This window comes from Pectobacterium actinidiae (assembly GCF_000803315.1).
GTDB lineage: Bacteria > Pseudomonadota > Gammaproteobacteria > Enterobacterales > Enterobacteriaceae > Pectobacterium > Pectobacterium actinidiae.
Genome location: NZ_JRMH01000001.1, coordinates 3927790 through 3944519, shown reverse-complemented (window position 1 = coordinate 3944519; position 16730 = coordinate 3927790). Strand labels below are relative to the sequence as shown.

The 16730-nt window shown below is 50.8% G+C and carries 16 protein-coding genes and 1 other annotated feature; of the genes, 10 read left to right on the top strand and 6 right to left on the bottom strand.

Features of this window, described 5'->3' with window-relative positions:
* Nucleotides 1–2 precede the first annotated feature (2 nt).
* Nucleotides 3–536, bottom strand: a complete 534-nt coding sequence (yjjX, locus tag KKH3_RS16975) for an inosine/xanthosine triphosphatase (RefSeq protein WP_039361727.1) — start codon at nt 534–536, stop codon at nt 3–5.
* Nucleotides 537–586: 50 nt separating this feature from the next.
* Here yjjX and gpmB point away from each other — a divergent pair, with 50 nt between their 5' ends.
* Nucleotides 587–1237 carry a 2,3-diphosphoglycerate-dependent phosphoglycerate mutase GpmB gene (gene gpmB, locus KKH3_RS16970; RefSeq protein ID WP_039361725.1) on the top strand — a complete coding sequence of 217 codons (651 nt, stop codon included), beginning with the start codon at nt 587–589 and terminating at the stop codon, nt 1235–1237.
* Here gpmB and robA read toward each other — a convergent pair.
* Nucleotides 1226–2113, bottom strand: coding sequence for an MDR efflux pump AcrAB transcriptional activator RobA (gene robA, locus KKH3_RS16965; RefSeq protein WP_039361722.1), 888 nt, complete (start codon nt 2111–2113; stop codon nt 1226–1228). The two genes, gpmB and robA, sit on opposite strands and share 12 nt — an antisense overlap.
* A gap of 205 nt (nt 2114–2318) precedes the next feature.
* On the opposite strand from robA, the gene creA reads away from it, so the two are divergent.
* The gene (creA, locus tag KKH3_RS16960; protein WP_039361719.1) at nt 2319–2801 is read left to right on the top strand and encodes a protein CreA; all 483 of its coding nucleotides are present in this window, start codon (nt 2319–2321) and stop codon (nt 2799–2801) included.
* Between the two features lie 55 nt (nt 2802–2856).
* Here creA and arcA read toward each other — a convergent pair whose 3' ends face one another.
* Nucleotides 2857–3573, bottom strand: a complete 717-nt coding sequence (arcA, locus tag KKH3_RS16955) for a two-component system response regulator ArcA (RefSeq protein WP_039361716.1) — start codon at nt 3571–3573, stop codon at nt 2857–2859.
* 755 nt (nt 3574–4328) lie between these two features.
* On the opposite strand from arcA, the gene KKH3_RS16950 reads away from it, so the two are divergent.
* The 5 genes from KKH3_RS16950 to thrC all read left to right on the top strand — a co-directional run bounded on the left by KKH3_RS16950 (nt 4329) and on the right by thrC (nt 10124).
* Nucleotides 4329–5015: a tRNA/rRNA methyltransferase gene (locus KKH3_RS16950; RefSeq protein WP_039361714.1), complete on the top strand. Its 687-nt coding sequence runs from the start codon at nt 4329–4331 to the stop codon at nt 5013–5015.
* A 193-nt stretch (nt 5016–5208) separates the two neighbouring features.
* The gene (thrL, locus tag KKH3_RS22620; RefSeq protein ID WP_071531141.1) at nt 5209–5295 is read left to right on the top strand and encodes a thr operon leader peptide; all 87 of its coding nucleotides are present in this window, start codon (nt 5209–5211) and stop codon (nt 5293–5295) included.
* Nucleotides 5234–5349 (top strand) — a sequence feature (Thr leader region). Its footprint overlaps the gene before it by 62 nt.
* 90 nt (nt 5350–5439) lie before the next feature.
* Nucleotides 5440–7899: a bifunctional aspartate kinase/homoserine dehydrogenase I gene (gene thrA, locus KKH3_RS16945; protein ID WP_039361711.1), complete on the top strand. Its 2460-nt coding sequence runs from the start codon at nt 5440–5442 to the stop codon at nt 7897–7899.
* A 2-nt stretch (nt 7900–7901) separates the two neighbouring features.
* Complete coding sequence (gene thrB, locus KKH3_RS16940) at nt 7902–8831, top strand: homoserine kinase (RefSeq protein ID WP_039361710.1); 930 nt, start codon at nt 7902–7904, stop codon at nt 8829–8831.
* A gap of 3 nt (nt 8832–8834) precedes the next feature.
* A complete protein-coding gene (gene thrC / locus KKH3_RS16935; RefSeq protein ID WP_039361707.1) occupies nt 8835–10124 on the top strand; it encodes a threonine synthase in 1290 nt (429 codons plus the stop codon).
* A gap of 46 nt (nt 10125–10170) precedes the next feature.
* On the opposite strand, the gene yaaA is transcribed toward thrC, so the two are convergent.
* Complete coding sequence (yaaA, locus tag KKH3_RS16930) at nt 10171–10944, bottom strand: peroxide stress protein YaaA (protein ID WP_039361705.1); 774 nt, start codon at nt 10942–10944, stop codon at nt 10171–10173.
* 302 nt (nt 10945–11246) lie between these two features.
* Here yaaA and tal point away from each other — a divergent pair, with 302 nt between their 5' ends.
* Nucleotides 11247–12200: a transaldolase gene (tal, locus tag KKH3_RS16925; RefSeq protein ID WP_010300491.1), complete on the top strand. Its 954-nt coding sequence runs from the start codon at nt 11247–11249 to the stop codon at nt 12198–12200.
* Nucleotides 12201–12275: 75 nt separating this feature from the next.
* On the opposite strand, the gene KKH3_RS16920 is transcribed toward tal, so the two are convergent.
* On the bottom strand, nt 12276–13364 hold the full coding sequence (locus KKH3_RS16920; RefSeq protein ID WP_039361703.1) for a GGDEF domain-containing protein: 1089 nt from the start codon (nt 13362–13364) through the stop codon (nt 12276–12278).
* 385 nt (nt 13365–13749) lie between these two features.
* Here KKH3_RS16920 and mog point away from each other — a divergent pair, with 385 nt between their 5' ends.
* Nucleotides 13750–14337, top strand: a complete 588-nt coding sequence (gene mog / locus KKH3_RS16915) for a molybdopterin adenylyltransferase (RefSeq protein ID WP_039361699.1) — start codon at nt 13750–13752, stop codon at nt 14335–14337.
* Nucleotides 14338–14460: 123 nt separating this feature from the next.
* Nucleotides 14461–15798 carry an MFS transporter gene (locus KKH3_RS16910; protein WP_039361696.1) on the top strand — a complete coding sequence of 446 codons (1338 nt, stop codon included), beginning with the start codon at nt 14461–14463 and terminating at the stop codon, nt 15796–15798.
* Between the two features lie 95 nt (nt 15799–15893).
* Here the strand turns inward: KKH3_RS16910 and satP are convergent, their stop codons facing one another.
* A complete protein-coding gene (gene satP, locus KKH3_RS16905) occupies nt 15894–16469 on the bottom strand; it encodes an acetate uptake transporter (protein WP_015841790.1) in 576 nt (191 codons plus the stop codon).
* Nucleotides 16470–16730 lie beyond the last annotated feature (261 nt).

Below are 16730 nucleotides of genomic sequence, written 5' to 3'. Positions count from 1 at the left end.
TGTTACGATTTCGCTACGGGAATCTGATAGATCGGGTTATGGAACGGCACCAGTGCCAGTAGCAGCGCCTGATGGTATACGCTGGTACGTGACAATTTGCCGTCGGTGAAGACGCCGATGGCTCCACCTTTATGTTTGATATTCTGAACGCCCGTTAAACGCTCCATTTCATCGCCTAATTCCCGCCCTTCACGGATACCATGTAATATACTTTCTGGAAGAACCAGACTTGCAGAACGTGATTCGCCACGCAGGTGGGTGTTTTCGATCACCATCCAGGCGAAAGTCATGCTTTCTTCAATGCCTGCTTCGACACCGACCCAAAAATCGGCTTCCGGCCGCACCTGACGTGCCATCATGACGCGGTTTCTGGCACCCGTACGGGTTTCGAGAGAGCCAAGAGGCTGGCGCGGGACACCACTGTCGACGTCAACGCCTTCGATGCGGCAGTTTTCTGCACCAAAGACATCGGTGAATGCCAGCGTAATAGCCTTAATCTTTGCCGGGTTGGTAGTTGCAGCAACAACGTGATACATAACAGTTTCGTACCTTTAGTTAATTTGACGCAGTATAACGGAAAATAACCATGTTACAGGTATATCTTGTTCGCCACGGCGAAACAGAATGGAATGTGGCTCGACGTATTCAAGGTCAATCGGACAGTGCGCTGACGCCAAGAGGTGAGCAACAGGCACAGCAAGTTGCTGGACGAATCAGTACGTTAGGGATTACGCATATTTTTACCAGCGATCTCGGAAGAACGCGTCAGACGACAGAAATCATCGCGAAATCTTGTGGTGATTGCCAGATAATCCTGGAGCCGGGGTTACGTGAATTGAACATGGGTGTCTTAGAAGCCCGCGATTTGGATTCGCTGACCGCCGAGGAAGAAGGATGGCGTAAAGGGCTGGTGGATGGCACGCCCAATGGCCGCATCCCGGAAGGCGAGTCGATGGTTGATGTAGCATTGCGCATGCACGGCGTTCTGGAGCGTTGTTTAGCGTTGCCAGCGGGAAGTCGTCCTTTGCTGGTTAGCCATGGGATGGCGCTAGGATGTTTGCTCAGTACGGTTCTGGGATTACCCGCATCGGCTGAACGTCGCCTGCGTCTTCGCAACTGTTCCTTGTCGCGCATTGACCATCAGCAAAGCCCATGGCTGGCGTCTGGCTGGGTGGTGGAAACGGCCGGAGATATTTCTCATCTGGATATTCCGGCACTGGATGAACTACAGCGCTGAGGGCGGTTCTGGATGTTGTATGGGGATAAAATACTCGCAGCGGATGATGTCGGGTATTTCCCCGTCTGTATCGCGGCTAGGGTGAAAACGCTCGGCATCAAACCCTTTGCGCCGCGTGAGCTGGAAGGTCGGCAGACAGGTGTCATACAGGCTGATAATAAAATCCTGTAGTTCGTCTGTCGGGCCTTCAAAAACAAACATCCCGTAGTCTCCGCCCGGTAGCGTGATAGGCTCGCCAGTGTGGACATCATCGGGTAGATACTGAGGTTCCAGCGCGGTGGTGTAGAGCACCTCGTGTTCATCATCTTTCTCTTTGCTTGGCCGTGAGTGATGTAGCCCATAAAGCACGGGTGGAACGCTGCGGGTTTCTCCCAGAAATTGCCGCCAGTAATGTAAGCGAATTTCTGTACGGAAGTTACAAATCTGCTCCAGACGACAGTTATAGGTTTGCGTTAGCCCGAGAAGCTGTGTTTCTGGCAAGGTAACAAACTGCGGCTGTGGCAGAGTAAATTCACCGAGCCGGATTGGTGGACGAATGCCGAAAGTGTTCCAGTTATCGGAACGACGATAAGACGCTGGCGTTTGTGCAAACTGCTTTTTGAATGCGCGGGTAAAAGTCTGTTGTGAATCAAAACGGTATTGCAGGGCAATATCAAGGATAGGGCGACTGGTCAGGCAGAGTGCAACCGCCGCTTTGGTTAATCTCCGCGCTCGGATATATGAACCAATAGCATGGCCCGTCACATCTTTGAACATTCTTTGTAGATGCCACTTGGAATAACCCGCTTTCGCCGCCACATTATCGAGTGATAGCGGCTGGTCGAGATGGCTTTCCAGCCAGTTAAGCAAGTCACGTATGATACCGGCTTGATCCATAATCTTCCTCATCAAACACATTGAGCGCGAGCGTATTGAGATCCCGCATCATAGCAATATTTTCACTTTGGTACTGCCGAAGATTTTTGAAAATGTTCCGCAGGTAATTTGGATAAAGAGGGATATTATAGCGGTTTATTTTGGTCACCCCCTTTTTAATTGTGGTTATTAATCGTTTGTTATGAATTGTAACAGGACCTGAAATATGAATATAAAGCGTATTGTGGGAGCGGGTCTGCTATTGCTATCCGCCGCTGGTGTTGTCAGTGCGGAAGAAGTTGGGTCTGTCGATACCGCCTTTAAACTGCTGGGGCCGGATCATAAGATCGTGGTGGAAGCGTTTGACGATCCAGATGTATCAAATGTGACCTGCTACATTAGCCGAGCCAAAACAGGCGGAATCAAGGGCGGGTTAGGGCTGGCGGAAGACACGTCAGACGCGGCCATTTCCTGCCAGCAGGTTGGGCCGATTACGCTGTCCGAGAAAATCAAAAACGGCGGCGATCGTGGGTCCGTGGTGTTTCAGAAAAGAACATCGCTGGTTTTCAAGAAATTGCAGGTTGTGCGATTTTACGATCAAAAGCGCAATGCGCTGATCTATCTTGCTTATTCTGATCGCATAGTCGATGGTTCGCCGAAAAATGCGTTAAGCGCGGTGCCGGTTATGCCGTGGGCAAAGAGTGAATAACGTGCGGTAAGAAGAGAAAGCAGCCGGAGCAGATGCCTGCTCCGGCTGAGGGGAGTTAATTGTCCAGATCGCCGCAGAAGCGATAGCCTTCGCCGTGGATCGTCGCGATGATTTCCGGCGTATCTGCTGTTGATTCAAAGTGCTTGCGGATACGACGGATGGTGACGTCAACGGTACGGTCATGTGGCTTAAGCTCACGCCCCGTCATTTTCTTCAGCAGCTCCGCACGAGATTGAATCTTGCCCGGATTTTCGCAGAAGTGCAGCATGGCGCGGAATTCACTGCGCGGCAGCTTGTATTGCTCGCCAGCCGGGCTAATCAGAGAACGGCTATTGATGTCCAGTTCCCAGCCGTTGAAGCGATAGCTTTCCACCAGACGACGTTCTTCCGAGCCACTGCCCAGATTCATGGTACGTGACAGCAGGTTACGTGCGCGGATCGTCAATTCACGTGGGTTGAACGGTTTGGTGATGTAGTCATCCGCACCGATTTCCAGACCGAGGATCTTATCGACCTCATTGTCGCGACCAGTGAGGAACATCAAAGCAACGGTGGCTTGCTCGCGCAGTTCACGTGCCAGCAACAGGCCGTTCTTCCCTGGCAGATTGATGTCCATGATCACCAGATTGATGTCATTCTCAGACAAAATATGGTGCATTTCTGCGCCATCAGTGGCTTCGTGAACAACGTATCCTTCCGCCTCAAAAATGCTTTTGAGGGTATTACGAGTTACTAGCTCGTCTTCAACAATAAGAATGTGCGGCGTCTGCATGTTTGCTACCTAAAATTGCCAACTTAAATTATAGAAATCGGAAGTACAGAAGTCGCTGTCATACCCTGCTGGCCCGCTGGCTACAACGCCAGTTATTCCGGGTATTTCCCTGGAGCTTATCGAGGTAAACTACGCTCTCGCTCAACGTCAGACTCAAGTACGTAAATGCGTTACTGGTGTTCATTCTCTACCCGCTTAGAGGTACTGCTAGCAGGTGAGCGTGGCGCTAACTTAACTGCGCTCAAAGTGGCGCACAGTTTAACCTTATTAACAGCAACATAACAGTAAGCACAGATTTTGCCTGCGGATAAATCTACGGTTCTGTTGACATATATCAAATTTCATTTTAGCACGTTAACTATTTTGTGATAAACACTTATAGGATTGCCAGTTTACGTCACAATTTAGCACTTTTTATGAACGATTTAGCATAGCAAATGCCAATAATCATCATTGGCGCTACATAATCGTTGGTGCTTTTATAACTTATTGAAATAAAATAATTTACCTTGTTTTTCTTAGGGTTTTATTTTCCCGCCCATTTTTGGACTCACCGATGTTTCCTACCGAAGACCGAGTTGATGCCGGAAATTTTGTTGATTTATTGTTAATTTTTTACCTTGATGCTCAAAATCTTGTCTTGTCGTTAGCAATAAATCGTAGTCATCAATAAATTGTTGTCGATTACAGGGGCGCGTTGTTTGGCGAGCAGATGAAGGCTTGCCAAAAAGCATATAACCCATACTGAGGAGTCTATGCAGTTTCATATTATTTTGATTGAACCCGCTCGAGCTGAAAATGTAGGGGCAGCAGCTCGTGCGATGAAAACGATGGGATTCAGCAGCTTGCGTATTGTCGGTAGCACCGTACATCAAGAACCAGCGGCTCGCTGGGTGGCGCACGGTTCAGGAGATATTCTGGATAACGTACAGGAGTTTCCCACGTTGGCTGAAGCACTGGCGGATGTCGACTTTACAGTTGCAACTACCGCACGCAGCCGGGCTAAGTATCATTATTACTGCACGCCAGCAGAACTGACTGGCGTATTGCAGGAGAAGGTTCAATGGATGGCTTCTGCGGCGCTGGTGTTTGGTCGTGAAGATGTTGGCCTGACGAATGAGGAACTCGAACTGGCGGATGTGTTGACCGGCGTGCCGATGAAAGCGGATTATCCCTCGCTGAATCTTGGTCAGGCGGTGATGGTATATTGTTACCAACTGGCTGAATTCATGCACGTCAAACCGGAAGCGGCGCAGCCAGCAGTGGCGGGGCAGATGTCGGCGCTGCGCGATCGTTTGGATCGGCTTTTGGTTACTCTGGCGGTTGAGGATGATGAAAAACTGCGAGACTGGTTACACCAGCGATTAGGGCGTTTAGAGCAACGCGATACGGCGATGCTCCATCGGTTGCTCCACGACATTGAAAAAAGGCTGCCGAAATAAGATAGCAGAGATGGCTTTTTTGGCAGTCGAACATCTTGGGCTGCGTATTTTGACAACGGTTTGTCTGGCTTATTCCTGTTTAGGCAGTGGGTTGCGCGGCAGGAACTTTTTCTTCGACGAGAAGAAAAAAAAGAAATCCATTGACTTCAAAGGGCGATTGGCCTAACTAATAGGGCAGATAACTCTACTTCTAATGAGATTCGATTTTAGCATGCGCACTATCAGCCTGATCACCACGATTATTACCATCACCGATACAACCAGTAACGGTGCGGGCTGACGCATATAAAGATTCCAGAAAAAGCCCGCACCGAACAGTGCGGGCTTTTTTTTATGGCAGGTTATCCCTCAACGCCGTCTGTAAGCGGCATACAAAAAACGCTTCCGGCGTTTGGTTGGCAGAAATTCAGGAGAACAGATAAAAATGCGAGTGTTGAAATTTGGCGGGACTTCAGTAGCGAATGCGGAGCGTTTTGCACGCGTTGCCGACATTATCGAAAACAACGCGCGCCAGGGACAGGTGGCTACCGTATTGTCCGCGCCGGCGAAAATTACCAACCATTTGGTTGCCATGATTGAGAAAACTGTCGCCGGACAAGATATCCTGCCTCATTTGAACGATGCCGAAACGATCTTTTCTTCATTACTGCAAGGACTTGCAGCGTCTCAACCTGGCTTTGACCATGCCCGCCTGAAGGCATTCGTGGATCAGGAGTTTGCACAGCTGAAACACGTTCTGCACGGCATCGCGCTGTTGGGTCAGTGCCCTGACAGCGTGAACGCTGCAATTATCTGCCGGGGGGAAAAACTGTCTATCGCCATCATGGAAGCGCTCTTTCAGGCGCGCGGCTATGGGGTCTCCGTTATCAATCCGGTCGAGAAACTGTTGGCGCAGGGACATTATCTTGAATCCACCGTGGATATCACTGAGTCGACTCGCCGCATCGCTGAAAGCGCTATCCCGAAGGATCATGTGATCCTGATGGCGGGCTTTACGGCCGGTAATGACAAAGGCGAACTGGTGGTGCTGGGCCGTAATGGTTCTGACTATTCCGCTGCGGTGCTGGCTGCGTGTTTGCGTGCCGACTGTTGTGAGATTTGGACTGATGTAGATGGCGTTTATACCTGCGATCCGCGTCAGGTGCCGGATGCGCGATTATTGAAATCGATGTCTTATCAGGAGGCGATGGAACTGTCCTATTTCGGCGCCAAAGTTCTCCACCCTCGCACTATCGCTCCTATCGCTCAGTTCCAAATTCCCTGCCTTATCAAAAACACCGAAAACCCTCAGGCTCCCGGCACGCTCATCGGTATGGATAGCACGGATACCCAGTATCCGGTTAAAGGCATCACCAACCTGAACAACATGGCGATGATTAACGTATCCGGCCCCGGCATGAAAGGCATGGTCGGCATGGCAGCGCGCGTGTTTGCCGCGATGTCGCGCGCGGGTATCTCTGTTGTTCTGATTACGCAGTCATCTTCCGAATACAGCATCAGCTTCTGCGTATCGCAAAACGAGCTGGCGCGCGCCAGAAAAACGCTGGAAGACGAATTCTATCTGGAACTGAAAGAAGGCGTGCTGGAGCCGCTGGATGTGATGGAACGTCTGGCGATTATCTCTGTGGTGGGTGATGGTATGCGCACACTGCGCGGCCTGTCTGCACGTCTGTTCTCGGCGTTGGCGACAGCGAATATCAATATCGTGGCTATCGCGCAGGGCTCGTCTGAGCGCTCTATCTCCGTCGTGGTGAACAACGACGTCGCCACCACTGGCGTGCGTGTGGCTCACCAGATGCTATTTAACACCGATCAGGTGATCGACGTATTTGTTATCGGCGTCGGCGGCGTGGGTGGTGCATTGTTGGAACAGATCCACCGCCAGCAGCCATGGCTGAAAGACAAACATATCGACCTGCGCGTGTGTGGCATCGCCAACTCTAAAGCTATGCTGACCAATATTAACGGCATTTCGATGGACAACTGGCACGAAGAACTGGGTAAAGCCCGCGAGCCGTTCAATCTGGGCCGTCTGATCCGTCTGGTTAAAGAGTACCATCTGCTGAACCCGGTGATCGTTGACTGTACCTCTAATCAGGCCGTGGCCGATCAATACGTGGATTTCCTGGCTGACGGTTTCCACGTGGTGACGCCAAACAAGAAAGCCAACACGGGGTCGATGAACTATTATCACCAACTGCGTAGCGCTGCGGCGAAATCCCGTCGTCGTTTCCTGTACGACACTAACGTCGGTGCAGGCCTGCCGGTGATTGAGAACCTGCAAAATCTGTTGAATGCGGGTGATGAACTGATTCGCTTTACCGGTATTCTCTCTGGCTCGCTGTCCTTTATTTTCGGTAAACTCGATGAAGGCATGTCGCTGTCAGAAGCAACCACGCAGGCGAAAGAAAAAGGCTATACCGAACCCGATCCGCGCGACGATCTTTCTGGTATGGATGTGGCGCGTAAGCTGCTGATTCTGGCGCGTGAAGCGGGTTATCAGCTGGAGCTGGGCGATATTGAGGTGGAGTCCGTTCTGCCTGCCAGCTTTGATGCTTCCGGCGATGTCGCCAGCTTCATGCAGCGCTTGCCGACAGCGGACGATGAGTTTGCCAGCCGTGTTGCACAAGCGCGCGATGAAGGTAAAGTGTTGCGCTATGTCGGCGTGATTGAAGAAGGCCGCTGTAAGGTCAAGATCAGTGCGGTTGGCGGCAACGATCCGCTGTTTAAAGTCAAAGATGGCGAGAATGCGCTGGCATTCTACAGCCGTTATTATCAGCCACTTCCGCTCGTGTTGCGCGGTTATGGCGCGGGTAACGATGTTACCGCTGCTGGTGTGTTCGCAGATCTGCTGCGCACCTTGTCATGGAAGTTGGGAGCATAATTATGGTTAAGGTCTATGCACCTGCATCAATCGGTAACGTCAGCGTCGGGTTTGATGTGTTGGGGGCGGCCGTCTCGCCAGTAGACGGTTCACTGCTGGGGGATTGCGTCTCTGTTGAGGCCGCCGATCTGTTCAGCCTGCGTAATGAAGGACGTTTTGTTAGCAAGCTACCGGACAACCCGAAAGAAAACATTGTGTATCAATGTTGGGAACTGTTCTGTCAGGAAATTGGCAAAACCGTACCGGTAGCGATGACGCTCGAAAAGAATATGCCGATTGGTTCGGGGTTAGGCTCCAGCGCCTGTTCTGTCGTCGCCGGGCTGATGGCGATGAACGAATTTTGCGGTAAGCCGCTTGATGATAACCGTCTGCTGACGCTGATGGGGGAACTGGAAGGGCGTATTTCCGGCAGCGTTCACTACGATAACGTTGCCCCGTGTTTTCTCGGCGGCATTCAACTGATGCTGGAAGAAAACGACATCATCAGCCAGCCTGTGCCGTCGTTTGATGACTGGCTGTGGGTTATGGCGTATCCGGGGATTAAAGTCTCCACTGCTGAAGCGCGCGCGATTCTGCCTGCGCAATATCGTCGTCAGGATTGCATCAGCCACGGCCGTTATCTGGCCGGTTTTATCCACGCTTGCCATACCGGACAGGCAGCGCTGGCGGCAAAACTGATGAAGGATGTCATTGCGGAACCTTATCGGACGAAACTGTTGCCCGGCTTTGCTGCCGCTCGTCAGGCTGCTGAAGATATCGGGGCGCTGGCCTGCGGTATTTCCGGCTCTGGCCCAACATTATTCTCCGTCTGCAACGACATGGCGAGCGCACAGCGCCTGGCCGACTGGCTGCGGGATAACTATTTGCAGAACGATGAAGGTTTTGTTCATATTTGCCGTCTTGATACGACTGGCGCACGACAACTGGGATAACGCATGAAACTGTACAACCTTAAAGATCATAACGAGCAGGTCAGTTTTGCTCAGGCTATCAAGCAAGGGCTGGGTAGCCAACAAGGGCTGTTCTTCCCACTGGAATTGCCGGAATTTGATCGCACCGAAATTGATGCTCTGTTGGATCTGGATTTTGTGACCCGCAGCAGCCGCATTCTGTCTGCCTATATCGGCGATGAAATTGCGACCGAAACCGTGTTTGAGCGTGTAAAAGCAGCCTTTGCATTTCCGGCTCCTGTTGCGCCCGTTGCGGAAGATATCGCTGCGCTGGAGCTGTTCCACGGCCCGACGCTGGCCTTTAAAGACTTCGGCGGCCGCTTTATGGCACAAATGCTGACGGAAGTGTCTGGCGACGAGAAAATTACCATTCTGACGGCGACCTCTGGTGATACTGGTGCCGCTGTGGCGCACGCCTTTTACGGGCTGGAAAATGTCCGTGTCGTGATTTTGTATCCGCAGGGCAAGATCAGTCCGTTGCAGGAAAAACTGTTCTGTACGCTGGGTGGCAACATTCACACTATCGCTATCGATAGCGATTTCGATGCCTGTCAGGCATTGGTGAAAAAGGCGTTTGATGATGAAGAACTGAAAAAGGCGATTGGCCTGAACTCAGCAAACTCCATCAATATCAGCCGTCTGCTGGCGCAAATTTGCTACTACTTCGAAGCCGTTGCACAGCTTCCACAGGAAGCCCGTAACCAACTGGTGGTTTCTGTACCGAGCGGCAACTTCGGCGATCTGACCGCTGGCCTGCTGGCAAAATCGCTCGGTCTGCCGATTAAGCGCTTCATCGCGGCGACTAACGCCAATGACACCGTACCGCGCTTCCTGAGCAGCGGGAGTTGGGAACCGAATAAAACGGTGGCAACGTTATCTAACGCGATGGACGTCAGCCAGCCGAACAACTGGCCGCGCGTGGAAGAACTGTTCCGCCGTAAGAACTGGCAGTTGAAAACACTGGGTTTTGGCGCGGTGAGCGATGAGACCACGAAAGAAACCATGCATGAGCTGGATGCGTTAGGTTATCTCTCTGAGCCGCACGCGGCGATTGCTTACCGTCTGCTGCGCGATCAGCTGCAAGCGGGTGAGTTCGGTTTGTTCCTGGGGACGGCGCACCCAGCGAAATTCAAGGAAAGCGTAGAAGACATTCTGGGCAAAGAACTGGATCTGCCGGAAGCACTGGCTGAGCGTGCCGATCTGGATCTGCTATCGCACAACTTCCCGGATGATTTCGCGAAGCTGCGTGAGTTCCTGATGTCACTGCCGGAATAAATCGATTGAAAGGGCGGAATACTCCGCCCTGTTTCCCTTCTCTTGTTTACTGTTCGTGACGCTTAAACACCAGCTCATCACTCGAAGAATCCGCTGCCTCGAAGAAGTAACCTTCCAGATTAAACGCTTTCAACTGTTCCGGTTGAGTCAGACGGTTTTGGATAATGAAACGACTCATCAGGCCGCGCGCTTTCTTGGCGTAGAAACTGATCACCTTGAATTTACCGTTTTTCTCATCCAGGAAGATGGGTTTGATCAGACGGGCATTAAGCTTTTTCGGTTTAACGGCTTTGAAATATTCGTCCGATGCCAGATTAACCAGCACATCATCACCTTGATCGCGCAGCGCTTGATTCAGCTTTTCAGTAATGGTGTCGCCCCAGAAACTGTAGAGATCTTTACCCGCTTTGTTTTCCAGCTTGGTGCCCATTTCCAACCGATATGGCTGCATCAAATCTAGCGGACGCAACACGCCATACAGGCCTGATAGCATACGCAGATGCTGCTGGGCGAAATCGAAGTCATCCTCACTGAAATCTTCTGCGGCCAGTCCGGTATAGACGTCGCCTTTAAACGCCAGCAGTGCCTGACGCGCGTTCTCAGGCGTGAAATCCGGGTGCCAATCGCTAAAGCGGCCTGCGTTCAGGTCAGCCAGTTTATCGCTGATGCTCATCAAAGAGCCTATCTGTGCTGGCGTCAGTTTTTTACACACATCAATCAACTGGCTGGAATGGTCCAGAAGTTCCGGCTGGGTATAACGCGTCGTTGCCAAAGGACTGGTGTAGTCGAGCGTTTTTGCGGGTGAAATTGTAATAAGCATGCGCCATGTCCTGTCGGTCTGATTTTAGATGGTTCTACTATAGCAAGAACGTCGGAAGAAAACGGCGATAGCTACAATACGCCTTGTCTTTTACGTGCGAGCGCCTTTGGAGAGGGGGAACGCCAGTGTGCAACCCCGGTTGTAGGCGCGAGTGCGAAAAGGCTGGCTTGCACGGGAAAGTGCGCGTGTTATTATCAGATTTCGGCGCAAAACAGACGGCCACCTGATTAGATAATAAGTCGATTCATCTACGAGCTATTTTCATTCACGAGCACCACGTATAAACAACGAGACATGCCAACATGACGGATAAACTGACTTCCCTACGCCAATTGACCACGGTTGTTGCTGATACCGGCGATATTGCGGCAATGAAACTGTACCAGCCGCAAGATGCGACCACTAACCCTTCACTGATTCTGAACGCTGCACAAATTCCTGAGTACCGTAAGCTTATCGACGAGGCAATTGCCTGGGCGCGTGAGCAGAGCAGCGATCGTAAGCAGCAGGTCGTGGATGCCACGGATAAACTGGCGGTCAATATCGGTCTCGAAATTTTAAAATTGATTCCCGGCCGCATCTCCACAGAAGTGGATGCGCGTCTGTCTTATGACACCGAAGCCAGCGTGGCGAAGGCAAAACACCTGATCAAGCTCTACAATGACGCAGGCATCAGCAACGAGCGTATCCTGATTAAACTGGCTTCAACCTGGCAGGGTATCCGCGCGGCGGAGCAGTTGGAAAAAGAAGGCATCAACTGTAACCTGACGCTGCTGTTCTCCTTTGCGCAGGCGCGTGCTTGTGCTGAAGCGGGAGTGTTCCTGATTTCACCGTTCGTTGGCCGTATTCTTGACTGGTACAAAGCTAATGGCGATAAGAAAGAATTCGCGCCGCATGAAGATCCAGGCGTGGTTTCCGTTAGCGAAATCTACGACTACTACAAAGAGCACGGCTATGAAACTGTCGTGATGGGCGCGAGCTTCCGTAACGTCGGTGAGATTCTGGAACTGGCCGGGTGTGACCGCCTGACCATTGCACCAGCCCTGCTGAAAGAGCTGTCAGAAAGCGAAGGTGAAGTGGTTCGCAAGCTGTCTTACGTTGGTGATGTGAAAGTTCGTCCGGCGAAAATGACGGAAGCTGAGTTCTACTGGCAGCACAATCAGGACCCAATGGCGATTGATAAACTGGCCGACGGGATCCGTAAGTTTGCTATCGACCAGGAAAAACTGGAAAAGATGATCGCAGATTTGCTGTAAGCATTCTGCCGATAAAAATAGCCGGGATTCCCGGCTATTTTTTTGTCTGTCGTTTGGCATTACAGAGGTATAGGCCTATTTCGCCGTGGCGTTACGGGTTTTCTTCGCGATATAAAGATTATCGTCGGCACGCTTCATGACCTCGCTGAGATCTTCCCCAGCGATATGGTATTCAACCAGCCCAATACTGACCGTCAGCCTGATTTTGCCCTCGGCAGTTTCACAGGGTGTTTCGCTAACGCGTTCTCTTGCCTTATCCACGATAGTGTACGCATCGTCGACACTGGTATTCGGTAATACGATCGCGAATTCATCGCCGCCAATGCGACCAAAAATATCTTCACGGCGAAATGATTTCTTGAAGGTGTCGGCAACAAACTTCAAAGCATCATCACCGACGCTATGGCCAAAGCTATCATTCACCTGCTTAAAGTAGTCGATGTCGATCAGAATCACGCTAACGGGACGTTTAGTCAGATTGGCGATACTAAAAGCCTTATTCGCGGCCAGAAAGAACGCGTCTCGCCGTAGATAGCCTGTCAGGTCGTCGTATCTGGCAATGATAGGGAGTTCTATCAGGTATTTTTTAGCAAGAAGCGACAGCAGGCTGCCTAAAATTGCAGAAAGTAGAACCACGCTTAGGATGATCGTCGCAGACCCAAGGGATGTTAGCGTATAGATAAACGACGGAGAGGGGGTTTCTGACGTGCTTCTAATCCGAATACCTAACAGTTCATCTGTGGGTGATAACACTGGGAATATGATGGTAAGGGTACCTTTCCCTGCATATTCACCAATTGATGGCAGTTTATTCTGACAAATACGGATGATCGCCATATCATTAAATGTCAGATCGGATGACGATAAACGATTGATACATTCGCTGCGCACATCACGCGTATTAAATACCCATGTTCTCATTCGTGCGGAGACGTAAGAGCCTGTTTTTCGGGTGATATCATTCTCCGTCACCTCTCCACCGGCATTATAGGATTCATAGGTCTTTATCGTTATGTCCAGGTTTTGCCGCTCTACTTTCCACGAATTTTTATTCGCTTCATGTGTAAGAAAAATACTGATAAAAAAGGAAATAAAACCAAACAGGAAGAAAGCCGAGGTAGGGTGTGAAAATAGCTTTAATATCTTATATTTAATATCGTTCATAGCGACTTCCTAGAGAGGCTTTTTTACTTATTGTGATACTAAAGAAGTGCTTTAATTTTATCATATGATTTGAGTTAAGGTGATGTTCTGTCGTGGTGGATATCATTCTTTTCTCGTTAATTTATCGGCTTATTTCATCAACTCTGAATGGGTAAGCGATCTTTTTTATGCACCGACTACTCTTAACTTTTAATTGCGTCACAGTATTATTAATTCCAGTGATTTTTTGCTTTTTGAGACGCTATTTAATAATTGTTATCAAATGTTGTGTCGCATAGGGTGAGAAATAACGAACGTAGTATGAATTTCCTCATGAGAGCTGATTGTTTGCTAAGAACCGTCAATATCCTGATAAAATTGGTGTTTTGTTTAAACTGAGGTGCTTATGAACGTATTGCGTATTGGCTTGGTTTCCGTATCTGACCGCGCTTCTAACGGGGTTTATCAGGATAAAGGCATCCCAGAACTGGAATCCTGGCTCCGCAGCGCCCTGACCACACCTTTTGAAGTAGAAACCCGGTTAGTGCCCGATGAACAGCCGATGATTGAACAAACGCTGTGTGAGCTGGTTGATGAACGCGGTTGTCATCTGGTGCTGACAACCGGGGGAACGGGGCCAGCTCGTCGTGATGTCACGCCGGATGCCACGATGGCCGTTGCCGATCGAGAAATGCCTGGGTTTGGCGAGCAAATGCGGCAGATCAGCCTGCGCTTCGTTCCTACCGCAATCCTCTCCCGTCAGGTGGGCGTGTTGCGTAAACAGGCGTTGATTCTTAATCTGCCGGGACAACCCAAGTCGATTAAGGAAACGCTGGAAGGCTTAAAAGATGCTGATGGCAAGGTGGTTGTGGCCGGTATTTTTGCCAGCGTACCGTATTGTATCCAACTGCTGGAAGGCCCTTACATTGAAACCAATGCGAATGTGGTAGCAGCTTTTCGCCCTAAAAATGCCGTGCGCGAAATAAAAGACTGAAGTTAACCGATTTGAAACATAAGATTCAGCTTTGCTGGTGTATAAAAATTTTGCCGCTATAGTAATTTCTACTTTACACACTGCGGTGATGTTTTTTCTCACTCTGGCAATGCACGGTAACTTATGACTCAGGATCAACACGCCCATCCTCGCCGGTTGAATCGGCAGGACTACAAAACGCTGTCTCTGGCTGCACTGGGTGGCGCGTTAGAGTTTTACGATTTTATTATTTTCGTCTTCTTTGCCGCCGTGATTGGCGAGCTCTTCTTCCCCCCGGACATTCCTGAATGGCTGCGGCAGGTTCAGACGTTCGGTATTTTCGCCGCAGGCTATCTGGCTCGTCCGCTTGGGGGCATCATCATGGCCCACTTTGGTGATAAGAGCGGACGTAAGAAAATGTTCAGCCTGAGCATATTGCTGATGGCGCTACCGACGCTGGCAATGGGCCTGTTGCCGACCTATGAAGCCATTGGTATTGCGGCACCGCTGCTGCTGCTGTTGATGCGCGTGCTGCAAGGCGCGGCAATCGGTGGCGAAGTTCCCGGTGCGTGGGTCTTCGTCGCGGAACATGTGCCTCGTGCCCGTATCGGTTTTGCCTGCGGTACGTTGACTGCTGGGTTGACGATGGGGATTTTGCTGGGCTCGCTGATCGCGACCTTACTGAACACGGTGCTCACACCAGAGCAGATGTCGGGCGGCGGCTGGCGGCTGCCGTTCTTCATTGGTGGGGTATTCGGCCTTATCGCCATGTATCTGCGCCGCTGGTTGCAGGAAACCCCTATTTTTATGGAAATGCGTGAGCAGAAAAAGCTGGCAGAAGAGCTGCCGCTGAAATCGGTTGTCTTAAACCATAAACGTGCGGTTGTGGTTTCAATGCTGCTGACCTGGCTGCTGTCTGCGTGCATCGTCGTCGTTATTCTGATGGCTCCGACCTACCTGCAAAAAGTTCACGGCATTCCTGCTGCGCTGGCATTGCAGGCGAACTGTCTGGCAACGATTGCTCTGATGGTGGGCTGCGTCGGCGCGGGGCTATTAGTTGACCGCTTCGGTGCCAGCAAGCTGTTTATTGTGGGTAGTCTGTCTTTGGCGGTATGTAGCTGGTTTTTTTACAGTTCGGCAGCAAACAGTACGATGCTACTCTTTGTCAGCTATGCGATTGTGGGGCTCAGCGTGGGTGTGGTGGGCGGCGTGCCTTATGTTATGGTGCGAGCGTTTCCGGCTGCGGTGCGATTCTCAGGAATTTCTTTTTCCTACAACGTTTCCTATGCCATTTTCGGTGGCCTGACGCCCGTCTTCGTGACGCTGATTATGAAGGCGACGCCGATGGCTCCTGCCTTCTATGTACTGACGTTGGCCGCCGTGGGATTGCTGTTGGGGGTTTATTTGCAGCGCGATCTGGATGCGGATTCGCGTGTTTCGGCTGATAGCGACGTGCGTGACCGTTCGCCCGTGGAAGTTTAAGCACGCTTTCATCAAAAACAAACGAGCCCTGTCAATCTGACAGGGCTCGTTTATCTGTAACGCAGGATCGGTTGGTTCGGGTATGGCGTCAGAACTTAGTGAGACGCGCCACATGAGCCAATTGGCAGTACGCTGCGACCAAACTTCTCGTTCAGCACTTCAGCCATTGCCAGATAAATTGCGCTCGCACCACAGATGATGCCTTCGTAACCTGCGAAGGTCAGCAGAGCGTGGTTGCCAGTAAAGTTACCCACAGCCAGCAGAGCAAACAGCACGGTCAGGCTGCCGAACACAAATTGCAGTGCGCGGTTGGTACCGAAGGTGCCGAAGAACATAAACAGCGTGAAGATGCCCCACAGGCCAAGGAATACGCCAAGGAACTGAGCGTCGCTGGCTTCCGCCAGACCCATTTTTGGCAGCATAAGAATGGCAACCAGCGTCAGCCAGAATGCGCCATAAGATGTAAACGCCGTCACCCCAAACGTATTTCCTTTTTTATATTCCAGCAAACCAGCCAGAATCTGGGCGATGCCGCCGTAGAAAATACCCATGCTGAGAATGATGGAAGAAAGTGGGAAAAAGCCTGCGTTGTGCAGGTTCAACAGAATAGTGGTCATCCCGAAGCCCATCAGTCCTAATGGACCAGGATTTGCCAACGTGTTCGTGCTCATAAATCCTCTGTAATAACAGATTATTAATAGTCCCTTCGCGTCGGGCGCGGCATTAAGGTTAGCGAATGCGCCAATCACGTTGGGATAGGTGTCGTTTAGGTGTTATTGCCCGCCATTGTGTAGGGAAATGTCCCCATTTCTGCGGTGGGCGCGGCATCATATCGGGCGTTTGGAATGGACACAACATGGGGAAGGCAGAATAGTTTGATCGTACGAGGGATAAAGGTCATTTTTTTTCATCTTCCCCCCTTGATGATAGAA